This window comes from Acinetobacter sp. TAC-1, from assembly GCF_029025845.1.
Taxonomy (GTDB): domain Bacteria; phylum Pseudomonadota; class Gammaproteobacteria; order Pseudomonadales; family Moraxellaceae; genus Acinetobacter; species Acinetobacter guillouiae.
In genome coordinates this window covers 4,062,643-4,088,540 of sequence record NZ_CP118892.1, presented here as the reverse complement: position 1 = coordinate 4,088,540, position 25,898 = coordinate 4,062,643, and the positions used below count along the sequence as shown (strand labels likewise).

Sequence of the window (25,898 nt, the reverse complement as noted above, 5' to 3'; positions counted from 1 at the left end):
TTATGGACAAAAAAATAATAGAATCTTGGGCTGAATTTGATTCTCTAAATAAATCATCTGGTTATGCTGTTTTTGAAAAATATAAAATATTTAAAAAAAATTTTGAAAAGTTACCTAAAAGTGATTTAGTTCAACTTGAATGGATATCTTCAAAAGAGGATATCTCTTCTTTAAGTTATTTTTTTAAGGATTTTTTACAAAGTGATACGAGTATATCGCTTTTTAGAAAAAGCCTTACATCTGATGATTTATTAATAAATTTATGGTTATCTAAAGTAAAAAGTACAGCTCAATTAAAAGTTCTTTTAAATAAAATTCCTAAATATGAATCTATAGATAAAAATTTTTTAAAGGAGTTAGCTCTTTTAAGCCCAGATCCTGAGAATATTAAAATTCTTCCTAAACTGTTAGCTCAAAAGGGGATTATCTTAATTTATCAGGATTATCTTCCATCTATGAAATTAGATGGTTGTGTCTTCTTGTTAAAGTCAGGTAATCCTGTTATTGCAATGAGTCTAAGATACTCAAGATTAGATAGCTATTGGTTTACGCTAATACATGAACTTGCCCATATTATTTTACATAAAGAGCATTTAGAACAGGGGATTATTGATTATTTTGAAGAAAATAATGAAGATAAATTTGAATTACAAGCAAATAAATTAGCTAAAGATTCATTTGTTTCCAAAGATAAATGGCGAAGTTGTCCTGCTAAATATTCAAAAGATATACAGATTTTAATTGAGTTCTCTGAATCAATAGGTATCAATCCTATTATTATTGCTGGTCTATTAAGACATGAAGAAGGTAACTATAAGATTTACAGCGAGCTTGTTCATTCTATTAATGTAAAAGAGATACTATAAATGAATAAATATGTACCATTTTTAAAAGCTAAACAAAATGAAATTTTTGCATTAAAGCATTTAGATGCTTCGTTGTTTCAGTTTGTTACTCCTTTTTTTGATTATCCTTTAGATTTGAAGAAGACAGCAGATCAAATTAAGAAATCTTTTAAAACTAAAGTTAAACAATACGTAACTCATTTAAGTGAAATTGAAGAATTTTATTTTGATAATTATGACTTGGATAGTGATTTACAAATTGACAGCAAACATAATTATGAATTTTTTCTTAATGAACTTAAGAAGTTATTAGTGATTCCTGTTGCAGGTATAGATCGATCACAAGAGCATATAGATGCGATTATTAAATTGAAAACATCTAGTTTAATAAGTTCATCCATATTGGCTTTGAGATTTTCACTTTCAGATTTTGAAGATTTTGAAAGTGTCGAAACTGATCTTGAAGATCTATTAGAGCCTGTAATAAAATTATTCGATAAAATTGATTTAGTCTTTGATACTAGAATCTGCTATCAATTAGACTCTAATAAAGTTGCTAAATACATTGCTGACTTTCATGATTGTTTTATAAAAAAATATCCATCTACAGAGATTAGAAGGGTAATTACCACTGGATCATGTATTCCTGCTTCAATTAGAGATTTATTATCTACTGGTGAGAGTAAAACTATCACACGTAATGAAATGAATATATTTGAAAAATTAAAAAGACATCAAATTAGTAATGAACTAGTATTTGGAGATTATACGATTATTACACCGAACTATTCTGATGTGGATTTATCAGGTGGGACATTACAAAATATTATGGCTGCTAAATTAATATATTCTTATGAAAATAAGCACTTTATAACAAGAGGAAAAGCTATTAAAACTTATGGAAGAGAACAATATTTTGATCTAGCGGCTCAGATATGTACTCAAAGCTTTTTTAGAACAGCAAGCTATTCAGTTGGTGATCGCTTCTTAGAGGACAGATCTAAGAGAGTTCCACCAGCTAGCTTACCTAATATGGTTGTAGCACCTCTAATAAATGCTCATATGACTTATATGCTTAGAGATGCTCCTCTTTAGAGCATTGGTCTTTGTACCTATCAAATAATAAATTACAAATTTCGTAATTTAATTCTGCTTTTTTTCTAGATTCAGAGAGTTTTTTTGCAAGAAACTCTCTAGGTTTTGAATGAAGCTTTTGATGTTCGAGTAATTGAAGCATTTCACTTTTCCAAAGCATTAGAGAAGCTAAGTTTTTAGTGAAATTTGGATTATTTTTTGCTGAACGAATAGATTTAAAGGTACATTGATCTTTAGTTTTTTTTACAAGCATAATTCCCCAATATTGAGGGGCTAGAGTTTGTGCTTTTTCTAAATGATTTTCCGTTGTAACTAAAGTAATTTTTCTAAAGCTAGTATCATAAAAAGAACCTTGTTTTACAATTCTCTCAATTTTGTCATTGCTTCCCTTTATTTCATAGCAATGAGCTTCTTCATATAAAGCAACAATATCGGCTATGGCATTACCATTATGTACTCTAAGTTCTTCCAAGATAGCTCTAGGTTTAAACCTTTGATTACTTAATCTCAGAATTAAATTTTGACGAATTTCAAGGTCATTTAGCGGAAGCATGATTCAGAACAGATGATAAGTTTGTATATATTATAATTCAAGATGAAGTGTAAATTTTATTTATTACGAATGGCTCTGTTGCATAAAAATTTTGTAGGGTACTGATTTTAAAAGGTTTGTATGAATTTCAACTTAAGAATAAAACTAATAAAATCATACTGTTAGATGTTTATGTAACAAAGCCAAGCAGAACTAAAATTTAGAAATAGTGTCAAGCTGACTTGTAAGTAATCAATAAATATAGAAATTAAAAAGCAAGCTGTATTCCTAACCATCTGAATTGACTTAAATCCACCTCACCATTATTCTTAGCATGCTGACCTACATTGTCAGTGGGTTTTAGCAGACCCAATACACAAGAGTACTAAAAAGTCATATTTTTAGTACTGGATCCTTACGTCCCCCCTTTTCTATGGTAGGACGGAGGGGGACGCACTTGTGCGTGCTGGATCCTTGTGTACCAGTCTGCTAACCCTCTTCGTTCTGCCACCATTATTTAGCAGTGATGTGGTAGTTCTTCTTTTTACACAAGGAGTCCATCATGGTCATTCAAAACATCCCCTTACTGTACTGAACTCTATTTCAAACAACTGACTTTTCACTAAGCAGTTGATGGGATTTATTCGTCTCATTTTATTCATATTCGCACATCTTCCTGACTCGGGAGCATGCGTCGTTGTGTCTTAAATTTTGATTTCAATACAGAACAATTCCAGAGGGGAGCTTTATGAGAATTCAAACATTCAGCATGCTTGCTGTATTCCTTTTACCTATTTTATCTGCCTGTTCATCTACGGATAGCAAAGACCGTAAAGCCTATATCGAACAATGCATGTATCCAAACGCTGCCATTAAAACCGCAGTGGAAAGTGAAGCAACCTGTAGCTGTCGCTATGACAGCATTCGTGAACAATATGGCAAGCCATTCTTTACTGTACCGATCACCAATGATGAAGACAGACGTCGTCTGGACTTTGCCAGAGGTTATACCGTAGGCAAATGCAGAGGGTAGGAACATGCTAAATAAAAAATTACTTCTCATTATTGCCGTTGCTTTGCTTACAGGCTGTACCTCTAAACAAGAGAAAGCTTGTCAAGAAGAAGCCAATGTCGCTGAAACTGTAATGCAGGCTCGATTGACCTATGGCAGCTTTGCCGAAGCGACTTATATGCTCGCAGGCGATAACGATGAACTCAGAGAACAACTCAGACCGATGATTCATGACGCCTTTGAATATGGTCGAGGTGGGACAGCAACTTTCGAAAAAACCAAACAAGTCTTCAAAGACAAATATTATCAACAATGCATGGACAGACCAGCACCTTGATGTGAATGCCTAAGCATAGAGGGGATAGGGGGAGAGATAAAATGAAAAAGATCATAATGCTGGCAACCATTGCCATGTTCACAGTCGGTTGTGAAAAGCAACCAGAAGCAGCACATGCACAGAATACCGCAGTTAAAACTGAAAAAGCCAAACCAGCGCTCAAAGCTGAAAAACTGACCGAGAAAGAAATACAGGACTTAGAGTCTTTAGAGAAATCGCCCAGTGAAGAAACCGCCAGTACAGCAGGATTTTACTTAAGTAATTTGGAAGTAACCCCTGTCGAGGAAATACGGGAGTTCATTGCCAAAGGCTGGGATGAGTGGGAAACACTGAACAGACAGGAAGCGGAGAAGGAAACACAGCAAGCACCATCCGACCAAGGCGATGCTTCAATGCAGTATCGTATTGAAATCAAGAATCAGGTCTTTGGTGGAAAGCACGAAGTTGAAACAGCCTATCTGCATTTAATTTCACTGTCAGACAGTATCACTCTTGATCGAGTGGTGGTGAATCGGGGTAACTGTAGAGCGGATTACCGTGATGGTGCCAATCCCATTCTGTACGGTAAATCCATGCGCTTCTTTTTAAATTGTGATCCACGTAATGTCAGAGAGGTGGTTGCGGTACTCAAGGATGGACGTGAAATTGTGATGTCACCACAATAAGCTGAATGCGATGTTTATTTTGCATGCGCTCCACGCACTATACAGTTGAACAATTGAGTCGTTGGGAATTTTGAACAGATTGAAAGAAATTTCACTTATATAACATAAAGATGAATCAACACACTGAATGAGTTTGTTGAGCCAATTACATAAGGCTTAATAAGCACATTCAAAAGACTAATCTGAATCAGGCTACTGGACTTCATTCCAATCAAGGGATGGGGTTCAGTAGCCTTTTTGTTTATAAGGACAAAACTCATGGCACATCAAATTGAACAAATGGCGTATGTCGGTGAAACCCCTTGGCATGGCTTAGGCAACCAACTCACGCAAAACCAACCGATTGAAGTCTGGGCACAACAAGCAGGCATGGACTGGCGGATTGAATCCTCCAATGTCAGCTATATGGCACAAAATGAACGAGGGCAAAGTATCATCATGCCATATGAAGAACAACGGGTGTTATACCGTTCCGATACCCATGCACCGCTCTCCGTGGTCAGTCAGCGTTATCAGGAAGTGCAACCAATGGAAATCCTAAATTTCTATAAAGACCTGACTGAACAATCAGGCTTTGAATTAGAAACCGCAGGGGTACTGAAAGGTGGCAAGAAATTCTGGGCATTGGCACGAACAGGACAAACAACATCACTCAAGGGCAAAGACGTCAGTAATGGCTATATTCTCTTAGCCACCGCTTGTGATGGCACTTTAGCGACTACAGCGCAATTCACCAGTATTCGAGTGGTGTGTAATAACACCCTAGCCATTGCCCTGAAGGGACAAAACTCAAGTACAGGAGTAGTCAAAGTGCCGCACAGCACCAAATTCGATGCTGAGAAGATTAAACAGCAACTCGGTATATCCGTGCGTGCATGGGAAGAACACATGTATGAAATGAAACAACTGAGTCAGCGTAAAGTCACGCAGCAGGAAGCAGCTGCTTATTTCGATGCCGTGTTTAACAATACAAGTCTGAGTATTGCCGAACAGGATGACAGCATTATTCAGTTCTACCGCAATGTCGCCACCCAAGCTAACTCAACTATAAAAGCTGACAACAAGACTGAACCAAATGGCCGTGCCATGTCCAAAGTCATGAGCATGTTTAATGGGCAGGGGCGTGGAGCAGAACTCAGTTCAGCCAAAGACACCGCTTACGGTTTGCTGTGCTCAATCACAGAGTTTGCTGATCACGAACGTCGTGCCATGAGTCAGGATCACAGGCTTGATTCTGCATGGTTCGGTGCTGGTGCAGGCTTAAAGCAACGTGGACTCGAACAGGCACTGCGCTTAGTTGTTTAAGTTTAGATTCAGATTCCAGATTTAACATGAGGACATGAGATCAATATGATCCTATAAAATCCTCTCAATCCAGACCCCTCTTTGCCACATCTCCAGATGTGGCTTTTTTTATGCCCAAAATTTAATAATTACAGGAAATTATTTATGAACTCAGCATTGATTCACCCAACTCATACCAGACCAAACCTTCATGCTGACCGTCCGAAACTATTTACAGCAAAACGTTTTGTCGAGACTAAGAATATGACTCAAGCCGAATGGCTGGAAGTCAGACGCAAGGGCATTGGTAGCAGTGACTGTGCCGCAGCCTGCGGTCTCAATCCGTATATGTCGATGTTGGAACTATGGATGATTAAAACAGGACGGATTCAACAAAATATAGAAGATGAAAGTGAAGGCCATGCACCCTTGTATTGGGGCAATCGACTTGAACCTTTAGTTGCGGAATACTACAGCATGCATACCAACTATAAAGTCCGTCGGGTCAATGCCGTGTTACAACATCCTGATGCAGACAAACATTTCATGCTGGCTAATCTGGATTACTCAGTTGTTGGAGATGCCGATGTACAAATACTGGAGTGTAAAACCGCAGGGGAGTATGGGGCCAAGCTGTGGAGAGACGGTGTACCTTTATACGTACTCTGTCAGGTACAACATCAATTGGCCGTGACAGGCAAAAAGGCAGCACATATCTGTGTCTTAATCTGTGGACATGAAACTCGAATCTTTAAAGTGACACGCTCAGAGTCCGTGATTCAACACATCGTCAATGCTGAACGTTACTTCTGGGAATGTGTGGAAAAGGATACCCCACCAGAAGCGGATGCCAGTGAGTCAGCAGCGAGAGCTTTACAGCTCCTCTATCCAGAACATGTGCCACTCTCTACGACAGACTTATCTGAAGATGAACAAGCCAATCAACAGTTTGAACAACTGCTTCAAGCTCGAAGCCAAATTGACAAGCATCAGGAGCAGTTCGATCTGCTGAAGCATCAGCTACAAGCCAAGATGCAAAATGTCGAACGGGCCGTGTTTACGACAGGTTCAGTGACATGGAAAAAGGCTAAAGACTCGATCAGTTTAGACAGTAAGGCTTTACTCAAACAGCATCCTGAATATCTGAATCAGTTTCCACAAAGCAAAACAGGTTCACGACGTTTCAATATCTACAGCAAGGATGATTGAAACTGCTTTAGCCTAAGTGCAATTCACAAGCAGAATCTCAAGCTCCACTCAAAAATCCCATGCCTGAGCGCATGGGATTTTTTTATACCAATTTTATTTTAAGCAAATACAGAAACTCATTTAAACAGAAGAGAAAGCACCATGATCAAAGGTCTAGCAATCACACCGCCTATTCTAGGGCGAATTAGTATCGGTAAGATGGTTGAAAAGAATGGTAAACGACTGCCTGAAAAGGATGATCAATTCACCATTACCAGTCAAATTCAAGGCAAAGAAGGCTGGATTAAACATCCACTGGATGAGCAACTGCGAGCCAAAGCACCCAATCAAAAACTCCGTTCAATCCCAGTCCGTATGATCTTTAACGATCCAGAGCTTAATTTGAGGGCGGAGTACAGTTTATTTGACCGTCAGACAGGGCGCCCCGTGTGTGTAGGAAATGGAGAAACCTGCCAACGACTGACCCATCAAGGGGTTGAGCAACATGCATGCCCATCCCCTGATCTATGTCCATTGGCACAAGGAGGCAACTGCAAGCCTTATGGGCGTCTGCATGTCAATTTAGATGAGTCCGATGAACTTGGCACATTCATCTTTAGAACCACGGGTTTTAATAGCATTCGTACCTTGGCAGCGCGATTGAGTTATTACCATGCAGCATCGAATGGCTTGCTCTCATGCCTACTACTGCAACTGACACTGAGAGGAAAATCCACCACACAAAGCTATCGTACACCTGTGTATTACGTCGATTTAACGCTCAGAGATGGCATCAACCTTCAACAAGCCATTCAATTGGCCAAAGACATTGACCAACAAAGCAAAGCTTCAGGATTTAATCAACATGCTTTAGATCATGTGGCACGGCAGGGTTATGGCAATGCACGGTTTGAGGTGGGTGGAGAAGAGGGTTTGGATATTGTTGAGGAGTTTTATACAGACGAATCAAGACCAGAGCAGTCTCAACAAACACATGACTTGAGCCATGTGCGGGATATTCAGAAAGGTTTGCAACAGAGTGTAGGTATAGTAAATTAATTTAAAGGCATCATCGGATGCCTTTATTTATTTTCCAATTAAGAAAAATACTTAGTGTATTCAAGTGGCTAAAACTTGAATGAATTTTGATCTAAAAGGTAAGTACTTTGAGTCTGAAATTTTAATAATTTCAAGAAAAGATAGTTTTGGAACGTAAGTTGGTTCTAGCTTGATTAGAGTCTGAATGTTTCTTCCTGTTAAATAACCATCTACGGTAATTTCTGGTAAGCATTCAATTCTAGGTTGATCTGTAGTGAAATTATTTTTCTCTTGATTCCATAAATCTTTTACATATTGAGCATATTTGAATTCTTTGAAATATACTGAATTTATTGAATTATGAATTTGTAATTTATTCAGCTGATCTATATCATTTTTATTTTTTAATTCAAATACCTTTTTATATTTTTGAATATTATAAGAATTACTATCAAATATTAAAAAACTTATTTCACTATTTATTGGGTAGTGTATAACTAATCCATGGTGTTTATTTCCATGCTTATCATATGGCGTGCCCTCAAGAGCTGGATTGAATCTTGTGACAGGTGTGTCACCAAAAATAAAAGGCGTTCCAGATATGTTTTTTAAGAAGATAGCCTTTAAATCTTCTATTTCTATAATCTCAGATTCTATATTAAACATACTAAATATCTGTTGAGCTTTTTGGTTACTCATACCTTCTAATGCTTTTTTAAGGCTATTTCGAATCACATCCGTAATTTCAGATGATACTCCTGAATCGTAATTATTAAGGTCTTCTATTTGTGGTTGGAGGAATTCTCCGTAAAAATTAATTAAAGGTTGTTTGTTTTCCCTCTCTCTTAGTGTTCTATATTCTTGAAATATAACGGCTTTCTTTATTTTTTCTAAAACATCATTTTTTAAAGTATTATTTTTTATGTCTAAAACTGTTTGGGATAAGAGTTGATAATATTCAGTATCAAAAGATGTCACCTCCTTCTCAGTTTCTCTAGAACCATAAAAATTATCTTGTGAAGCTTGATTATCTATTGCTGCATTTTCGACAGTTTTTCCTGTTTTTTTTAATAGCATTCTTATACTATTCTCATCATCAGAAAAATTTCTAAAATAGTATTGAGGAACGAAATGTTGATTTTGCTTGTCATTCATAATTGTTTAATTTCCTTTAAAAAATTTCTCTAAGAATGGTTTGTGAAATTATATCATTTAAGACGATTTTTGTAATTCATATCGGATTTTTCACAAATATTCAGATACTAAATAATTACACTTTAATTTTAAAATTAGTTGTGAACTCCACTTATTTTTTAAATTTATTCAAGTTTTTTTTGAAATATCCATATCTGTGAATAGAAGAGCTCCTTCACATTAGTCTCAGAAAAACGGTCATCATTTTTAGTATGAGGCACTTTTAAATAGGTGGTAAGAGCAGAGAAATGGATATTTTTAATTGATAGTAACTATTGAAAATATGACAGTTTTTAATCATAGTATTGTTAATTAGATTAAAAATTTTGATGAAAAAAGATTGTACTATGGCTTTTAAAAAACCAATCACAAAATCAGCAGTTCCTGATAGTCCAGATAGATTGTTCAATGATCTACCTCGTAGAAAACATGCAAGCCTATTTGATCACCAAGGTCAAATTTTACGGAGTTATGTTGATAAAGCATTAAATGATAAAGATGTTGCAATTCAACTCCCTACTGGTAGCGGTAAAACATTAGTTGGTCTTTTATTAGCGGAGTGGCGTAGAAGAAAATTTAACGAGCGAGTTGTTTTTTTATGTCCTACTCGTCAACTAGTAAATCAGGTGGTTGAAGAAGCAAATTCTAAATATGGACTACATGTCCAAGGCTTTATTGGTTCTGCTAAGTTTTATACTCCTGAAGCAAAGTCAGCTTATTTGGATGGTAATAGAGTCGCTGTAACTACTTATAATAGTTTGTTCAATACTAGGCCTTTTTTTAATAATGCTGATGTAATTATTATTGATGATGCTCATGCTGCAGAGAGCTATTTACAATCACTTTGGACTTTTAGTGTTAGTCGTATAGAAGAAAGTGACAAAATTCTATACAAAGCAATATGTGGAGTTTTAAAGTCAGTTTTACCTGAACAAAATTTTGCAAGATTATCTGGTGCATGGTCTGGTATCGAAGATGCAACATGGGTTGATAAAATTCCAACAAAGAAACTATTAACTATTGCCCAAGATTTAAGAGCAACAATTAATGCTCACTTATCAAGTGAAAATGATCAAAGATATGCATGGAGCATGTTGCAAGATCATCTAAATGCATGCCAACTTTATGTTTCTTCTAATGAAATTCTCATTAAGCCTTTAATTCCCCCAACATGGGTTCATAACCCATTTGAAAAGGCCAAGCAGCGTATATATATGTCTGCCACTTTAGGTTTGGGTGGAGATCTCGAGAGATTGACCGGTCGAGCTAATATTAAACGTTTGCCTATTCCTTCGGGATGGGATACTCAAGGTATTGGACGTAGATTTTTTATTTTCCCTGAAAAATCATTGGATGATGAACAAATTATTCACTTAAGAAGAACTTTGATGGCTAAGGCTGGGAGAAGCATAGTTTTAACATCTAACAATGAATCAGCGAAAGAAATTTCAAATGATGTTGATGTCCATTTAGGTTTTCCTGTTTTCACAGCGAATGAGCTTGAAGCTAGTAAGTCTAATTTTCTTGTAAATGATCATGCGGTAGCTGTAATTGCTAACAGGTATGATGGTATCGATTTCCCTGAGGATGACTGCAGATTATTATTCGTGGATGGCTTGTCTCAATCTACAAACTTACAAGAGCGTTTTTTTATAAATAAAATGGGCGCTAGTTTGTTATTTAACGACAGAATTCAAACTAGAGCTTTGCAAGCAATTGGGCGCTGTACTAGGGGGCTTAAAGATTATTCTGCTGTAATTATTACAGGTGATGAATTAAGCTGTTATTTAACAGACTCAAAAAAAAGAAAATATTTTCATCCAGAACTTCAAGCTGAACTTGAGTTTGGTATTTTTCAATCTACTGAAGCAGACGTAACTAGTTTAATTGAGAATTTTGAAATCTTTATTGAACATGACAATTCTTGGGAAGAGGCGAATCAATCAATTTTAGAAAGTCGTGCCGAAGCTCTGCAAGAACAATTTCCAGCTATGGAAGAATTATCGCAAGCTGTTAAATATGAAATTAAATGGCAAAAAGCATTATGGAATAGTGATTCAGTCGATGCACGAGAAGCTGCACGGGATGTTTTAAGTGTATTAAAACATCCAGATCTCAAAGGATATAGAGCATTATGGCATTATTATGCAGGATCAGCTGCCGATCAAGCTTTTATGGAAGGGCATGCAGGCTTTGATACAATTGCACGTGAGCACTATTTACAAGCAAAAAAATCAACAATTTCTATACCTTGGCTGACATCTCTTTCAAGAGATATGAATATAGTATTTGAGGAAGATAAAGAAGACCAAAAAAATTTATTGGTTATGCAACAGGTTGAACAAATTGAAAGTAATTTAGTTAATTTGGGTTTAATTTCTAATACAAAGTTTGCTGCTAATGAAGCAAAAATAAGGGCAGGGCTTAATAATCCTGAAACATTTGAAATGGCACAGGTTGAACTTGGTAAATATCTTGGATTTAATTCGGAGAAAGTTGAATCTGAAGCCTCACCTGATCCTTGGTGGTATAAGGGGGATCTAGTAATAGTTTTTGAAGATCATGTTGATGCAGAAGAAACTTCTTCATTAAGTGCGACAAAAGCAAGACAAGCTGCGTCTCATCCAAAATGGTTACATGATCATAATGAATCATATAAAAATTGTAGAATTTTACCTGTCATTTTAACACCTGTGACTAATGCAAGAGATGGGGCGATTCCCCATTTAGAGGGAGTAAGTTATTGGGGGGCTACTGAGTTTATGGAATGGTCGGAGATGGTTTTAAATGTCATTCGGGAACTTAGAAAAACATTCACTGGTCCGGGTAATTTGGCGTGGAGAGCTACTGCTGCTGAAGAGCTATCTAAAATTAATGCTGATGTGTTTGGATTATATGAATGGTTATCTAACAGACCGGCCCAAAAATATTTAATAGGTACACGTGAATAGGTAATTTTTATTTGTAAACTTACTTTAAAATAATTTAAAGTAAGTTTACGCCAAATTTACGCCTGAAAATTTTATAATAATAGTAAGATGTTAAATTGATTAAATATTTTTTTATTCTTTGTCCAATCCATCATCGGAGCGACCGAAATACGAGGCGTTAAAGATTGGAGCTCAGACATACAGTCAACCTGAAAAAAGATAGAAAAAAAGCAAGTGCGGATTATACGTGTTTTATTTTAAAATCAATAACCATACTCAAAAGATAGAATTTGTAAAATTAATGAATATTAATTTTTTGTATTTGCTTAGAACCCCGATATGGCAGAGTTATATGAAATTTGCATAACTCCACCAATATGTTAAAGCTGTACGAGTTAAAACTACAACATCATACCACCAGAGGCTTCTATTCTCTGACCTGTGATCCAGTTAAATCCTTCACTAAAAATCGCAGCGATTGCTTTTCCAACATCATCCGCTTCACCAATACGGCCTAATGCCGTGATAGATGCGATCATCCCCTGAACTTGCTCACTATTGCGGACTGCACCGTCTCTAAAATCAGTCGCAATCGCACCGGGCGCAATCGTGTTGACACGAATCCCTTTGGGGGCGAATTCTTTTGCCATATAACGTGTCATGACTTCTACAGCGCCTTTTGCCATGGCGTATGCAGCTGACCCAGGCATAGAAAAGCGTGTTAGACCAGAGGATATATTTACAATATGACCGCCATTTTCAATGAGTGGTAGCAATTTTTGAGTGAGAAAAAATGGACCTTTCACATGGATATTGAGCATATCATCTAGATCATCAATACTAGTTTCTTCAATACTCGTATGTAAACCTGTCCCAGCATTATTGAGTAGGTAGTCAAAACTTTCACGACCAAATTGCTCTTTTAATACGAAACTCAAGCTTTTTACCAAATCATCAAATAATGTGATATCTCGAATATCAGATTGAATGGCAAATGCGTTTTGACCTTTTTCTTTAATCTTCTCAACCACGTCTAGAGCGGCTTTTTCATTGCGATGATAAGTCAAAATAATGTCAATATTTTGCTCAGCGAGTTTAAGCGCTGCATCTCGTCCTATTCCACGACTCCCTCCGGTGATGAATGCGATTTTATTCATGTACTGACCTCATATTATGCTGATTAACTGTTGATAAAATTAAAGTACAGGAATTAATTGTCTTGATAAATGTAAGTAATCAGATAAGACTGTTCATAAATAATGAACAATTGGAAGTGATGTATGGATAAGATTGAGACGATGAAACGTTTTATCGCTGTTGTACAAAATGGTAGCTTTACCCGTGCTTCAGAACAGCTCAAGATTCCTAAGTCAGCAATCTCTATGTCAATCACTAAGCTTGAAGATCATTTAAAAACTCGTTTACTTTATCGAAATACAAGACACCTTTCTCTTTCAGAAGCAGGTCAGCGCTATTATGTCGAATGCTTAAGATTATTGGATGAGTTAGAAGGCTTAGATAACCAATTTCAACAACAAAGTGAAGAACTCAGTGGTGTGATTAACATCGATATGCCTAGTCGGTTTTTTTCTAGCGTAGTGGCTCCCCATCTACCTGCATGGTTTCAACAATATCCTAAAACACAGATTAAGCTGCTTGGGGTTGATTATCGTATTGATCCTATCAAGGAACGAGTAGATTGCGTAATCCGTGGTGGTCAGCTTGAAAGCAGTAATTTAATAGGACGCCATTTGGGTATTATGGAAATGGTTAATTGTATTAGTCCCAGTTATGCGGAACATTACGGTAGACCAACATCATTAGAGGATCTTAAAAATCATTATATTGTTGATTATTCGCATGCGGACACCCAGTCGCAAAATGCTTTTGAATACAATCAAAATAATCAAACCTACCTTGTACCAACTCCAAGTCTAATCAGTGTCGGCACAACGGATGCCTATTTAGCTGCAGGTTTAAATGGACTAGGGATCATTCAAATTCCGAGAATTGGTGTTAGACAACAATTGGCAAATGGTGACCTTATTGAAGTATTAACAGCATTTACCAGTGCACCGATGTCTTTGTCGATTTTATATGAATCGCGAAACAATCAACCCCGAAGACTAAGTGAATTTATTAATTGGTTGATTCTTTTATTCAAAAAAATGAATCACAATACACTCTAGTTTCACTGAATTACCCCTATGTCGCTTATGAATAATGTGTAGTCATTGCTCAATTTTGTTTAGGTTTAATATAGCCAAAGGCAGCTTCTTTGAGCTCCCTATCATTTCATACAAAATACTGACGGAATAATGCTGCTGCCAATATTCCTGCTGCAATCGCCAACAGTGGTTTTTTAAGCAGTAGCATAACGATCAATGTTGTCAGTAACGCCAAACGAGTGCCATGATCACCTTCAACCGCAATAGGGGCCAAAAGTGCAACCAGTACAGATCCCGACATTGCATTAATGAATCGTTGCACACGATCGCTAATAGGTACATAAGACATAATTAAAACACCACCCCAACGAGTGGCTAATGTCACAACGGCCATAATAAAAATAATAATTAATGGATAGGTGGTGCTAATTTCTAGGTTCATAGCTGTTTCTCTTTCCATAAAATTCCGACAATTCCGCCAAATAAAGCACCCACAACGACATGACTATTTTCTGGTAAGTACCAATAAGCCAATAATGAGCTACAGGCTGCGATTGTCCAGATGATGAGTATTCTGAGGTTTTTTTGTCCACCGACAACCATCGCCAGTAGAAAACAAGCCATGACCATATCTAATCCCAGCAATGCAGGATGATGAATGACATTACCAAAATAGAACCCCAGTCCTGTGCCTAAAACCCACGCGAGCCAAAGCGCAAGGCCCCCTCCAAACAATAAGCCCATCCCGGATTCACCACGATTAAATGCTTGTAGTGAGAGTGCCCAATTGGCATCAGAAATAACCAGCAAGATACTGTATCGTTTGATGGGAGGCAGGTGCCGTAGCCAAGGATAAAGAGATGCGCCCATTAAAAGATGCCGAGCATTGATAAAGAAAACTGTGACTATTAAGGGAATCAGTGATATTTGCGCGCCCCATAATTCTAAAGTCGCAAATTGAGATGCTCCTGCAAAAACAAAGCTACTCATTAACATGATAGAGCTATTGTCTAGTCCTGTTTGCGTTGCAGCTAAGCCGAAAGCAGCCCCAAAAATCACCACAAAAGATGAAATTGGAAGAAGGCTTTTAAAGCCTGACCAAACTTGGGAATAACTTAAACTATAAATATCTGGGTTAACATTCGACAAAATAATTTCCTTATCTTTTTAAATTTTCTAATGAGCTATATACCTAATGATCGCTGATGGAAATTAGGGGAAATTTCCTTCTTTTCTTAATAAATTATGGACTTAGAAAGTTAGAATGAAAAGCGCATAATTCTTGCATATACTATTCGAAAATCGAATAATTTGGGGGTGATCATGAATCTACAAAATCTACAGATTGATTGGCTAAAATGTTTTGTCGCAGTTGTTGATACAGGTTCTCTTTCCAATGCAGCACCTGAGCTATACCGTTCACAGTCTGCTGTCAGTATGCAGTTAAAAAAATTGGAAGGTGCTTTAAAATGCCAACTTTTAGTTAGAACGCATAGACAAATTCAACTTACTTCTGAAGGGCAACTTCTTTTAGGTTATGCAAGACGGATACTCGATCTACACCATGAAACACAAATGGCTTTTAATGGAGAAGAGTTAACTGGTCGGATTAGACTTGGTGTACCCGATGATTACGCTGCTAAATATTTAACGCCAGTGCTTAAGCGTTTTGCACCACGTTATAGTGGCGTTGAAATAGAATTTATTTGTGAACAATCGACTTCATTGATCCCACGTATAGAAAATGGCGAGATTGATTTAGCATTGATTTCAAGGGATAACCCCCGTCAAGGCACTTTATTGTTTCATGAGCCAATGGTGTGGGTAGGTTCTCCCCAATTTGAATTATGGCGTGAAGATCCGATACCGATTGCTGTTTATGAGAGTACCAGTTTAGCCAAAAAAAGTGCGATCAATTCGCTCGCATTGCAAGGTCGTCGTTATCGTGTAGTTTATAATAGTTCAAGTTTAATCGGGCAAATTGCAGCAGTTGAAAGTGGTTTAGCCGTCGCAGTTTTTACACAATGTAGCGCGCCTCAGCATTTAGAAATTTTAGGAGCAGAGCACGGACTAGGCCCATTAGCACCCATGGAAGCATCTGTATATAGAAGTAGAGCCTCGCTTAATTCAAAAGCGGTCGATCATTTATATGAACTCTTAATTAAAACATTAAGGCAATCCATTACCTATTAAGCAGGTTTTAATCAGATCTTCCACAGAAATTTGAAATATATATATGATTTGTATAAAAATTAATTTTTAAGTGCTTGCCAATATTTGGGCAGAGTTTGGGAGTGTGCTAGTAATTTAAAAGGTCCTTGAAACGCAATAAAAGAGATATGTTTTAGTTAAAAATCTGTTTTATTGCAAGCAAGCCCATGGTTACCGCATGGGCTTTTATCTCTATTTACTGTTATTAATTTTTTGCATTGTTTCTGTATCCATGAGGGCACGGATACTTTTAAATAATGGATGTTTATCTGTATATTTTTCACCATAGCTAAGATTAAACTCATAATCAAAATCATCAGGATTAATTCCTTGATTATGCTGTAAAATTGTTTCTAGCTTATCCAAAGCCTTTACTGCAACAGCTTCTTGCGTTTGACCTGCTTCATATTCTTCCCATAATTCAAGTATGGCATTTCTCAGGGGAACATCTAAGGATTGAGTAAGTAATAATAGATCGTTACGTTCTTGAACGTCTTTATCTGGATGATTTTTCTTTTCAGTCGCTGGAACATCACCATTGATTGTCTCGCCTAAATCATGAACAAGACACATCTTTAACACCTTTGAAAAGTCTAGATATTTTAATTCATCTTCAAATACAAGAGCTAACAGGGCAAGCCTCCATGTATGCTCGGCTGTACTTTCAACTCTGCCTTTAGAGGTATGAGAGGAACGCATTATATTTTTCAGGTTTTCAGCCTCTTTCAAAAAGAGTAAACGACCTTTAATAATGTCAGTATTCATTTCGGCTTCTTATTCCTATCAAAATTATAGATTTTTACTTTTAATAAGCTCAATAAATGCTTTTTAAAGTAATCTGTTTTGATTCCAGTTACTACGCGAGCAGTTATAGGCTTATCTATTAGATAGAAGCAATCAATAACATAATGTTCAGATGACTTTTCGCTAACATCTTCAATTCAGGCATATGCGTTGATCGCTGCATTGCGAATTCATCATCCAAAGCATTGTATATGGATCAGTAAGTGTCTCATCGTGACACAACCTTGGCTATTGGAGTGGTCTACAGCTTATGCTTCAAGATAAATTAAAAAAAGGACAGATGACCTTTTTTTATATTGATCGTAAAATACCTTGTCTCAAGCAGATAACTTGGGTCTATGTCACTGTTTATTACCTATTATCTAGGCCCGGTACAGGCTTCAAATATTGATAAAGACTTTGAAAATATAGATAGTTTTGAATGAAGAGCCGTAAAAGATGAGGACTATTAGTAATGATGAATTAATACAGAATTATATCGATAAGTTTTCTTTATCGCGTTATTTTTCTCCAATATTGTTAGAAAATTTCTTATTAAAACAAATAGAAGCAGGTGAGTATCTGCTTGCACAAGGAAGCTCGCTAAGTAGCCTCTATTTACTTGTGAATGGAAAATTACAAGTAGAACATTACCAAAAAGATGGGAGTTGTGCCGTATTCTCTATTGAAAGGGCTTTTTCCGTGATTGGTGATTTAGAGCTTTTTTTAAATAGAGATATAGGTACAGTAAGTACTGTGACTGCGATTTCAAAAGCGGATATTCTCGAGATATCCCTGAGCAAAATTGAGCAATATGCGTTTAACGATCCAGCTTTTCTACGTTTTATCTGCTCTCATCTTAGTCAAAAATTATATGCTTCTACTCAACTGCTAACAAATGCAACGCTTCCAGCATTTATAAAAGTACGTAAATATTTAGCAATTAGAGCGGAAATGGAGGGGAGTATGATTCACTTGGAAAAACGTGATTCTATTGCTGCTATGTTAGGAATTTCGACCAGACAACTAAATCGGATTTTTAAAGATTTATCAGACTTAAACATCATTCAGTTTAAAAATAAAACGTTAAAAATTTTGGATAGTGACTATCTAGCTGAAATAGAACCGATAGACTTTTTATAATTAGACAGCGGTGAAATAAATATAGAATTATGTTCAAGATATTTGTTAAGGATTACAGTAGTCGGTTTATGCTTTGAATTGATTATGGAGGACGCTACAAACCTTCTTCTTTTATTGCAAGCAAGCCCATGGTTACCGCATGGGCTTTTTGATGTAAATGAACAACTCAGGACAGAAGTTCCGAGCTGCTTTCAGCGTGTTTTGACAATGAACGTAAATCTGAACCAGAAGGTGCCTGATAAATCTTGAGTCCAAATTCAGGAATAATTGCCATCAGATGGTCAAATATATCAGACTGGATTGCCTCATAATCATTCCATACTGTTGTATTGGCAAATGCATAGATTTCTAGTGGTAATCCCGCACTTGTCGGTTGTAACTGACGGATAATCAGGGATTGGTTTTTAGCAATACCAGCATGTTGCTTTAGGTAGAACTCGACATAGGCCCGAAATGTTCCAATATTGGTTAGGCGGCGCTGGTTATAAACTGACTGATCTTCAAATTGTTGATTAAAGCTGTCCAATTCAGATTGTTTATTATCCAGATATTGATCCAGTAACAGGAACGCTTTTAATTTCTGTTGTTCTTCATGGGTGATAAAATGAATGCTGGTTTGATCAATAAAGATTGAGCGCTTAATGCGTCTCGCCCCCAACAATTTCATCCCACGCCAGTTTTTAAAGGTGTCCGTCACCAACTTATTGGTGGGAATTGTGGTAAAGGTTTTATCAAAATTCTGTACGGTAATGGTATGTAAGGACATATCAATCACATCACCATCTGCATTTAATGTTGGCATTTCAATCCAGTCACCGATACGAACCATATCGTAGGAAGAGATTTGCACTGATGCCACCAAGGACAGAATTGTATTTTGAAAAACCAGTAACAATACCGCTGCCATCGCACCAAAACCAGCAAGCAGGGTAAAAACATCTTTCTTTAAGAAGGTACCTAAGATCAGCAGACCACAAACGATAAACAGAATCAGCTTGATCAGTTGAAGATAGCCTTTGATAGGCTTATTCAGTGATTTTGGATTACGTTGATAAAGCAGATTAAAGACATTTAAAAGTTCACTGATGGCCAGTGCAATGGTCAGGAAGATAAAAGCCTGTGCAGCCATTTGTATCAGGCCAACCGCTTTTAAGGACAAATGTGGAACTGTGGTAATACCATTTAAAATAACAATGGCAGGAACAATATTCGCCACTCTGCGGATGACACTATGCTGGGAAAAAATTTCACTGTGTGCAAACTTCATTTTTGAAATAAGTTTACGAATCCCACGAACAACAACTTGTTTTGCAATATAATTTGCGACAAAGGCGAAAAAAATTAGAATGGATAATGATGTTAGCATCTCTAGCCATGGATACTGATCAGACCATTCCTGAATATTCTTTAAGAAGGCAAATTTATCCAAAAGTACAACCTCAAAATAGCAGATACGCTATTGTATTGATTGTGAATGACAATAATTTATAAAAATACTTTTTAGCTACATTCGGGCATCAATTACTTACTCAACAAGATTGACAGACTCTCAGAAAGTCCAAGTGAGTATGTGAAGATAAGTATGCAACTGTTGGGCATAGATAAACCCAGTTTCACGGATCACAATATGCCAATCAACAGTACTTTATTGAATACGATGGGATGCTAAGTTTTAATTTGTGAGACTCAATAGTGGCTGATTTTATCCGCAAGATTGGCAATACGGTTCAGACGGCAAGACTGTGCATCTAACATTTGCCCTTGTCCTTCGGTTTTCGGATCCCAATTACAATACTTGTCGGTGTTTTCCCACCATGCTGCGATTTCATCCATCTGCCGGTCTTTTTTCACACTGTCTGGACGACTGATGATTTTGGCAAAGGCCTGTTGAACGCGGTTCTTATGTTGAGCATATTCTTGGTCCATACAGCTTTGCATTTCAAATGTTACTGCACCACTTTGCTTGATACATTGGCCATAACTGCTGCTTAATTTGGCATGAATATAAGAATCATCTGGAAGGGGACGAGACATTTCATCATCGGCAAAAGCTGCAAAAGGAAGAAGAGAGATGAACAACAATGTAGTACTTTTAAATTTTTTCATATGTTTGACCTTTAGTTTTATCTTGATCTCGATGTTCGTTCTTGAATATCTCTATGCTTTGATTCGCATTATTGAAGCAAAATCAGATAGCGTTGCAATTGTGCGGTACGGGCTGCAATACGCTGTATATCATTAAGTTCAATTTGCAAGTTGTCTGGCTGTGATTGGCCATACAACGTTGTTTCCAGTTCAGCATCACTTTGACGTGATTGTAGCCAAATGCGTTGTGATGCAACCAGTTTTGTTTTCTGGGTAGCACTCAAATGCGATTGTAATTTTTTATAGGTACTATTCAATCGTGCATCTTGACGTTCAGCCTCATCTTTTAGACAAGTTGCCTGTTCTATAATACCTTGGGCACTGTTGTCACAGTTTATAAAAGCTTGGCTTAATAAGTTTTCATTTCCTATTGGTGCAGCGAAGACCAAGCTTGAAAAAGTACATAAAAAACTAATCGGTAAGCATGCTAATCGTATTTTTTTCATAAGGGATAAACTCTTGATTGATCTATCAGGATGAATGTTGATTGTTGTGTGAGCTGAAAAAACCTTGCTTGAGTATCGTCAATCACGCTTTAGCAAAGACAAGCAGGGGTATCATTTGGACCAAAGTGTATCAACTTTAAATTTGAATAATCATGGATATTTGGATGTTTTTTCCAAAAAAAATAGATTGTCCTGTACAAATTTCTTTAAAGCTCTGAGATTTATTTTCCGTACAATTACTGCTCCTCAACTGTTTATTCATATAGCTTTAAGAGAGTAACCGGCATATCCATTTAAATTGTGTACATCGCATTTTTTTGAATTTTATCGCAGACTATTGATGTGAATATATTATGATCAGTTTTTTCACACAATAGTTACAGTGAATATTATTCAAATAGAATGATTTGGGTATCCGTATTTTTATTAAAATAATAAGTTTCTTAAAAAATCAAAATCCCTCAAATTTTGAAGGATTTTGATTTTAGAATGCTTTAAATGGTCTGTGCTCTATTGAGATATAGACGATCTAGCAGAGAAAATAGTGCAGACCCCATAACCAGACATACACCGACAAGACAAGTCATGGTCCAACCTCCATGATGCCATGCATAAACCCCTAAAGCGGAACCACATGCACCACCTGTGAAATAGGCTGTCATATAGATAGAGTTAATCCGAGATTTGGCATCTGGGCGTAAACGGAAAATAATATTTTGATTGCTGGTATGAACCACAGCGAGTCCAAAGCTAATCAGGCCATACCCTAAAATATAACTGGTGAGGTATTTTCCACCGAAATAAAGCAGCGCCCAACTGACGATCATCAGCGCTACCCCAATCCATGTCAGGATACTGGTATGTCCACGGTCTGCAATTTTACCAATTTTTGCAGTGGCTAAAGCACCAAATACCCCAATAATCGTTGCAACACCAACCAAAACATCAGGTAATTTAAACGGTTCAGAGGTCAGTAAAACAGCAATCGTTGAAAATAAAATACTCATGGCTGCAAATGCAAAGCCACCAATAATTGCACGATAGACCAAACGACGTTCTTCTTTTAACAACACACCCATTGAGTAGAAAATTTTGCCATAACTCATTTTAAACACAGGTACATGTGGCAAACGTTTTTTCAATAAATATGCAAGTATTAACATCAATACCGCACTGACAAAGTAAATCAGTTTCCAGTTAAACAGGTTAGATAACAAACCGGCAAGACTGGTGGAAAGTAATAACCCAACCAATAGCCCACTCATTAAAAAGCCAACAACTTCACCTGTTTTTTCAGGTTTAACTGCCATCGTTGCAAGAGGGATTAACACCTGAGCCGCAACTGAAAATAGACCTGTAATAATTGTGCCAACCCAAAGCATGGGTAAATTGACAGCAAAAGCACACATCAATAAACCAATCGCAGCACAAAACATTAACCAAGGAATAAATTTGATTTTATTGACAATATCACCCATGGGCACAATGAATAAAAGACCAAGCGCATAAGATACTTGGGCAAAGGTCACTGTAAGTGCCACTTGTGATTCTGGCATGTTGAAATAGAGTTGAATCGAGTGAATCAGCGGCTGACTATAATAGTTTGCTCCTGCGCATAAACCGCAGGCAATCGCCATCAGCCAAAGTAATGCTTTATTTTGGCTAATATCGAGTTGAGCATTCATAAAAATATCCTAGTTCTTGGAGTTACATACAATAGGCAGTTGCTTCAATTTCAATGAGCATTCCTTGTAAAGCAAGACACGGGACAGGAATCAGTGTACACGCAGGGAAAGGTTGATCTTTCCAAAGTTGTTGCATTTCCTGAATTAAAAACTGATGTTTTTTAGTACTGTGATCGACCACAAGCACTCTTAAAACAGCAATATCCAATAATGATGCATCAGCCGCTTGTAGGGCATGTTGCAGATTGACAAAAGCTTGATGAACTTGTTGTGCAAAATCTTGGGATAATTGTCCTTGTTGGTTTTCACCACCTTGTCCAGATATATGCAAAATACGCAAATAATGGCGTACTTCAGCCACATGACTATACGCAAATGCTGTTGGATTATAAAGTGTATTTGGGTTAATCATTTGGAACGATTTGATCTGCGCGGATTCTGATCTGGAATTCATGGATGACTCTTTTGATTGACTGGAAATTTCCGTCAGTATCAAAGCTCAAGTTAACTTAAGGTCAAGTGGAAATGCCAAGAAAAAACCGAAGCAACTGATCGTATTTATGAATGAACAATCAAGGGGCTGTTAAACAAGAAAACCGTCATATAGAAAAGTGATTAGAAGAAGCACGATGCAAGTGAAGTATTGCTCAGGATTAAAAGTATATAGTTTGTTTATCTTTGCTTTGATGCTCTTAGGAAATCCCAGTAAGCACTGACTAGGATTTCGTAGAGACCTATCTTAAGCAAGTTATTGGCTATTTTTATATTCAATGCGCTGAAATAGCGCTGTACTAAAATAACCCAGTCATTAAATGACCTAGCCGTTAAATAATGAGTTGTGAATCTACAATCTTGCCCGTTTTCCCTAACCAAAATGGACGGTTGACTTCACCATGACCAAACCAGTCACATTGGTAAAGTGGGATGTGCAGTGGATCGAGATGTTCTTTTACAATCTCAACAATACTTTGCGGGACATTTTTTTGTGGGCATTGATAAAAATCACCCAAGACAAAAGCCTTTAAGTTTGAAATATCAATACTTTGTAGGAGCTGAGTCAATGAACGTTCAATTCGATAATAGGGTTCGCCTACATCTTCAATCAGTAAAACACTCGGCTGATTCAGTTTTAAGGCAGACGGTGTGCCTTGTAAAGTACACAGTACAGTAAGATTTCCGCCTAAGATTTTAACATCTTCAATGTGCTGATCTTGAGCAAAACCATTTGCGCTGGATAAGGGATAATGACCGTGTTGGTTTATATCCGCGGATAACAGGCTGATGGTTTTTAAAGCATCATATGATAGGGGACTATTGTCTAAATTTTTAACGGCAATTTCCTGAAATACAGGCGCATGTAAAGATTGTCCATGATGCATCGCGATATAGTTTAATAACACGGTGGTATCTGAATAGCCAATAATGGGTTTATTCAAAATCCACTCACCTAAAAATGGCAATAACATTGCAGCGCCAGTACCACCACGACCACACCAAATTGCATCAATGTTTGGATCTAAACATGCCTGTTTTAAATCTTGAATACGTTGTTCAACTGTACCTGCCAAATAGCGATGTTGTGAAAATACATGTTCACCCAAACTGACTGTATGACCTAACTGTTCCAAATGCGACTGTGCCAACTGGATATTTTCAACATCTACACAGGCACTCGGCGATACAATTTTAAAATGCATATTCCTTCCAAGTTTCTGCACAATTTAGTGTGCAAGTTTCTTTTTAGACAAAGTAATCATCATGACACCGATGATATTCAGTAAACAACCAAACCATTGTATCGCATTCATATACTCACCGAGCAAAGCCACAGCCAAAATAATGGTTAGGATCGGGCCAATCGAACCAATCATAGCTGCTTGTGCAGCACCTAAACGAGAAATACTTTGCGCGACCAAAATCGTCGGTAAAACCGTCACCAATAAGCCTAAGGCGATACCATACCAAATGACTTGTGTCGGAAGTTGAGTAAGCAGTTGAATTGGCTGGGGTGTTGCAATGATAAAATGGGTTAGCGTACCAAAACATGCAATGCTTAATGCCAAACCAGTGTAATTCCATGAACCAAATTTTTGAATTAAACGTGGGGTCATGAGTAAGTACGTCGCAAAACAGACCGCACTGGCAAAGACTAAACTCACGCCTAGCCAGAAATTTCCTTCATGCGGTACTGTGCTTTGCTCTTGCAGCATCACAATCACTGTACCACCATAGCTTAATGCAATTGCTAGTATGGTTCTAAAGTTGAGTTTTTGCTTATAAATAAAGCTTGTGGCAATCACTGTCAGTGTTGGATAGAGAAATAAAATAATACGTTCTAATGAAGCACTGATATACATCAGACCAGCGAAGTCGAGCCAACTTGAAAGGTAATAGCCCATCAAACCTGCAGCAACCAATAAGGCCCAGTCTTTTCCTGTCATATTTTTATTATGATGGCGATTGAACCAACACAGTAAAAGAAAAAAAGGCAGGGCACTTGCCATTCGCAATGCCATAAGCACGGTGCTGTCAACCAATGGTGATAATGCGTAAGCCTGTTTAATAAAAATAGCTTTAGTACTAAATAAGAAAGCCGCACCAAGTGCGAAAATCGAACCGAGTTGGGTACTGGATAAAGAAAGTTTCATGAATTTGACTGCATTGACGATGTCGCTATACGACATGTAAATTTGAACAAGCAGTATAAATGTTGTTTTCAATCTGTGGAAATACAAAAAAAGAATGAATTGACGCAATAAAAGGAATATAAAACACACTTGCTTACTTCTTTTTGTGTGGATTTAAGTAGCATTTAAATAGATTGAAATAAAAATTGTATAAAAATCAACCTTGAAATCCTTGTTTATAAACTGCTCAAATTCAATATGCTATTTTTTGCACAAAAAAGGTGCAACATCGTAATGGTGGGTTCAAGCTGTTCGAGTATTATTAACTGACAAAATGGCAAATAAAAAAAAACTAAAATTTTTTGTAATTGCTTTAGACTCAGTTCTAAGGTAATTCTAATGGTTATTCCAAGTACTTTTTTTTATTAATGAAATTAAAAAATGTAATAAAAACCGACTTACATTTTTGACGGAAAAAATGATAGAAAAGGCCAATATAAGCTGATAAAAAAACCATGTAATTTGTCAGAAAGGTCAATAGGGATGTTGGTTTTTGTGCTAAATCTATTG

25 protein-coding genes are annotated in these 25,898 nt (G+C 36.9%); 12 read left to right on the top strand and 13 right to left on the bottom strand.

The window, feature by feature from the left end:
* The first annotated feature begins 2 nt into the window (after window positions 1–2).
* Entirely contained in the window at window positions 3–866 is an 864-nt protein-coding gene (locus PYV58_RS19080) for an ImmA/IrrE family metallo-endopeptidase (protein WP_051670952.1), read from the top strand.
* Complete coding sequence (locus PYV58_RS19075; protein ID WP_034609805.1) at window positions 867–1,940, top strand: beta family protein; 1,074 nt, start codon at window positions 867–869, stop codon at window positions 1,938–1,940. It abuts the gene before it with no gap.
* Here PYV58_RS19075 and PYV58_RS19070 read toward each other — a convergent pair.
* Window positions 1,921–2,493: a sce7726 family protein gene (locus tag PYV58_RS19070; protein ID WP_034609809.1), complete on the bottom strand. Its 573-nt coding sequence runs from the start codon at window positions 2,491–2,493 to the stop codon at window positions 1,921–1,923. The genes PYV58_RS19075 and PYV58_RS19070 overlap by 20 nt on opposite strands.
* A 727-nt stretch (window positions 2,494–3,220) precedes the next feature.
* On the opposite strand from PYV58_RS19070, the gene PYV58_RS19065 reads away from it, so the two are divergent.
* From PYV58_RS19065 to PYV58_RS19040, 6 genes are all read left to right on the top strand, one after another.
* On the top strand, window positions 3,221–3,505 hold the full coding sequence (locus tag PYV58_RS19065) for a hypothetical protein (RefSeq protein WP_034609812.1): 285 nt from the start codon (window positions 3,221–3,223) through the stop codon (window positions 3,503–3,505).
* Between the two features lie 4 nt (window positions 3,506–3,509).
* Complete coding sequence (locus PYV58_RS19060) at window positions 3,510–3,821, top strand: hypothetical protein (RefSeq protein WP_034609814.1); 312 nt, start codon at window positions 3,510–3,512, stop codon at window positions 3,819–3,821.
* Between the two features lie 41 nt (window positions 3,822–3,862).
* Window positions 3,863–4,486, top strand: a complete 624-nt coding sequence (locus tag PYV58_RS19055) for a hypothetical protein (RefSeq protein ID WP_034609816.1) — start codon at window positions 3,863–3,865, stop codon at window positions 4,484–4,486.
* 258 nt (window positions 4,487–4,744) lie between these two features.
* Window positions 4,745–5,791 (top strand): DUF932 domain-containing protein, encoded by a 1,047-nt coding sequence (locus PYV58_RS19050; protein ID WP_034609819.1) that lies wholly within the window; start codon window positions 4,745–4,747, stop codon window positions 5,789–5,791.
* Window positions 5,792–5,935: 144 nt separating this feature from the next.
* The gene (locus PYV58_RS19045; RefSeq protein ID WP_034609822.1) at window positions 5,936–6,979 is read left to right on the top strand and encodes a lambda-exonuclease family protein; all 1,044 of its coding nucleotides are present in this window, start codon (window positions 5,936–5,938) and stop codon (window positions 6,977–6,979) included.
* 141 nt (window positions 6,980–7,120) lie between these two features.
* A complete protein-coding gene (locus PYV58_RS19040) occupies window positions 7,121–8,017 on the top strand; it encodes a hypothetical protein (protein WP_034609825.1) in 897 nt (298 codons plus the stop codon).
* Between the two features lie 60 nt (window positions 8,018–8,077).
* Here the strand turns inward: PYV58_RS19040 and PYV58_RS19035 are convergent, their stop codons facing one another.
* A complete protein-coding gene (locus tag PYV58_RS19035) occupies window positions 8,078–9,151 on the bottom strand; it encodes a DUF4238 domain-containing protein (RefSeq protein ID WP_034609829.1) in 1,074 nt (357 codons plus the stop codon).
* A gap of 386 nt (window positions 9,152–9,537) precedes the next feature.
* On the opposite strand from PYV58_RS19035, the gene PYV58_RS19030 reads away from it, so the two are divergent.
* Window positions 9,538–12,141, top strand: a complete 2,604-nt coding sequence (locus PYV58_RS19030) for a DEAD/DEAH box helicase (protein ID WP_034609832.1) — start codon at window positions 9,538–9,540, stop codon at window positions 12,139–12,141.
* A 380-nt stretch (window positions 12,142–12,521) separates the two neighbouring features.
* On the opposite strand, the gene PYV58_RS19025 is transcribed toward PYV58_RS19030, so the two are convergent.
* Complete coding sequence (locus tag PYV58_RS19025; RefSeq protein WP_034609835.1) at window positions 12,522–13,277, bottom strand: SDR family oxidoreductase; 756 nt, start codon at window positions 13,275–13,277, stop codon at window positions 12,522–12,524.
* 123 nt (window positions 13,278–13,400) lie between these two features.
* Here PYV58_RS19025 and PYV58_RS19020 point away from each other — a divergent pair, with 123 nt between their 5' ends.
* Window positions 13,401–14,309 (top strand): LysR family transcriptional regulator, encoded by a 909-nt coding sequence (locus PYV58_RS19020; RefSeq protein WP_034609838.1) that lies wholly within the window; start codon window positions 13,401–13,403, stop codon window positions 14,307–14,309.
* 106 nt (window positions 14,310–14,415) lie between these two features.
* Here PYV58_RS19020 and PYV58_RS19015 read toward each other — a convergent pair whose 3' ends face one another.
* Together PYV58_RS19015 and PYV58_RS19010 are read right to left on the bottom strand one after the other, a co-directional pair.
* The gene (locus tag PYV58_RS19015) at window positions 14,416–14,730 is read right to left on the bottom strand and encodes an AzlD domain-containing protein (protein ID WP_034609840.1); all 315 of its coding nucleotides are present in this window, start codon (window positions 14,728–14,730) and stop codon (window positions 14,416–14,418) included.
* Window positions 14,727–15,437, bottom strand: coding sequence for an AzlC family ABC transporter permease (locus PYV58_RS19010; protein ID WP_034609844.1), 711 nt, complete (start codon window positions 15,435–15,437; stop codon window positions 14,727–14,729). Before PYV58_RS19010 ends, PYV58_RS19015 begins: the two co-directional genes overlap by 4 nt.
* A 174-nt stretch (window positions 15,438–15,611) precedes the next feature.
* Here PYV58_RS19010 and PYV58_RS19005 point away from each other — a divergent pair, with 174 nt between their 5' ends.
* The gene (locus PYV58_RS19005; RefSeq protein ID WP_034609846.1) at window positions 15,612–16,481 is read left to right on the top strand and encodes a LysR family transcriptional regulator; all 870 of its coding nucleotides are present in this window, start codon (window positions 15,612–15,614) and stop codon (window positions 16,479–16,481) included.
* A gap of 210 nt (window positions 16,482–16,691) precedes the next feature.
* Here PYV58_RS19005 and PYV58_RS19000 read toward each other — a convergent pair whose 3' ends face one another.
* Window positions 16,692–17,264 carry an HD domain-containing protein gene (locus PYV58_RS19000; protein ID WP_034609848.1) on the bottom strand — a complete coding sequence of 191 codons (573 nt, stop codon included), beginning with the start codon at window positions 17,262–17,264 and terminating at the stop codon, window positions 16,692–16,694.
* 477 nt (window positions 17,265–17,741) lie between these two features.
* On the opposite strand from PYV58_RS19000, the gene PYV58_RS18995 reads away from it, so the two are divergent.
* On the top strand, window positions 17,742–18,425 hold the full coding sequence (locus PYV58_RS18995; RefSeq protein WP_034609852.1) for a Crp/Fnr family transcriptional regulator: 684 nt from the start codon (window positions 17,742–17,744) through the stop codon (window positions 18,423–18,425).
* A gap of 166 nt (window positions 18,426–18,591) precedes the next feature.
* Here the strand turns inward: PYV58_RS18995 and PYV58_RS18990 are convergent, their stop codons facing one another.
* From PYV58_RS18990 to PYV58_RS18960, 7 genes are all read right to left on the bottom strand, one after another.
* A complete protein-coding gene (locus PYV58_RS18990) occupies window positions 18,592–19,854 on the bottom strand; it encodes a mechanosensitive ion channel domain-containing protein (protein WP_034609856.1) in 1,263 nt (420 codons plus the stop codon).
* A 257-nt stretch (window positions 19,855–20,111) separates the two neighbouring features.
* Window positions 20,112–20,531 (bottom strand): hypothetical protein, encoded by a 420-nt coding sequence (locus tag PYV58_RS18985; protein ID WP_004819009.1) that lies wholly within the window; start codon window positions 20,529–20,531, stop codon window positions 20,112–20,114.
* Window positions 20,532–20,599: 68 nt separating this feature from the next.
* Window positions 20,600–21,016, bottom strand: a complete 417-nt coding sequence (locus tag PYV58_RS18980; protein WP_034609860.1) for a lysozyme inhibitor LprI family protein — start codon at window positions 21,014–21,016, stop codon at window positions 20,600–20,602.
* A gap of 494 nt (window positions 21,017–21,510) precedes the next feature.
* A complete protein-coding gene (locus PYV58_RS18975; protein WP_004723176.1) occupies window positions 21,511–22,701 on the bottom strand; it encodes an MFS transporter in 1,191 nt (396 codons plus the stop codon).
* A 22-nt stretch (window positions 22,702–22,723) separates the two neighbouring features.
* Window positions 22,724–23,155, bottom strand: a complete 432-nt coding sequence (locus PYV58_RS18970) for a RidA family protein (protein WP_004723174.1) — start codon at window positions 23,153–23,155, stop codon at window positions 22,724–22,726.
* 370 nt (window positions 23,156–23,525) lie between these two features.
* Window positions 23,526–24,398, bottom strand: coding sequence for an LD-carboxypeptidase (locus tag PYV58_RS18965; RefSeq protein ID WP_034609866.1), 873 nt, complete (start codon window positions 24,396–24,398; stop codon window positions 23,526–23,528).
* Between the two features lie 24 nt (window positions 24,399–24,422).
* On the bottom strand, window positions 24,423–25,349 hold the full coding sequence (locus PYV58_RS18960; RefSeq protein WP_034609874.1) for a DMT family transporter: 927 nt from the start codon (window positions 25,347–25,349) through the stop codon (window positions 24,423–24,425).
* Window positions 25,350–25,898 lie beyond the last annotated feature (549 nt).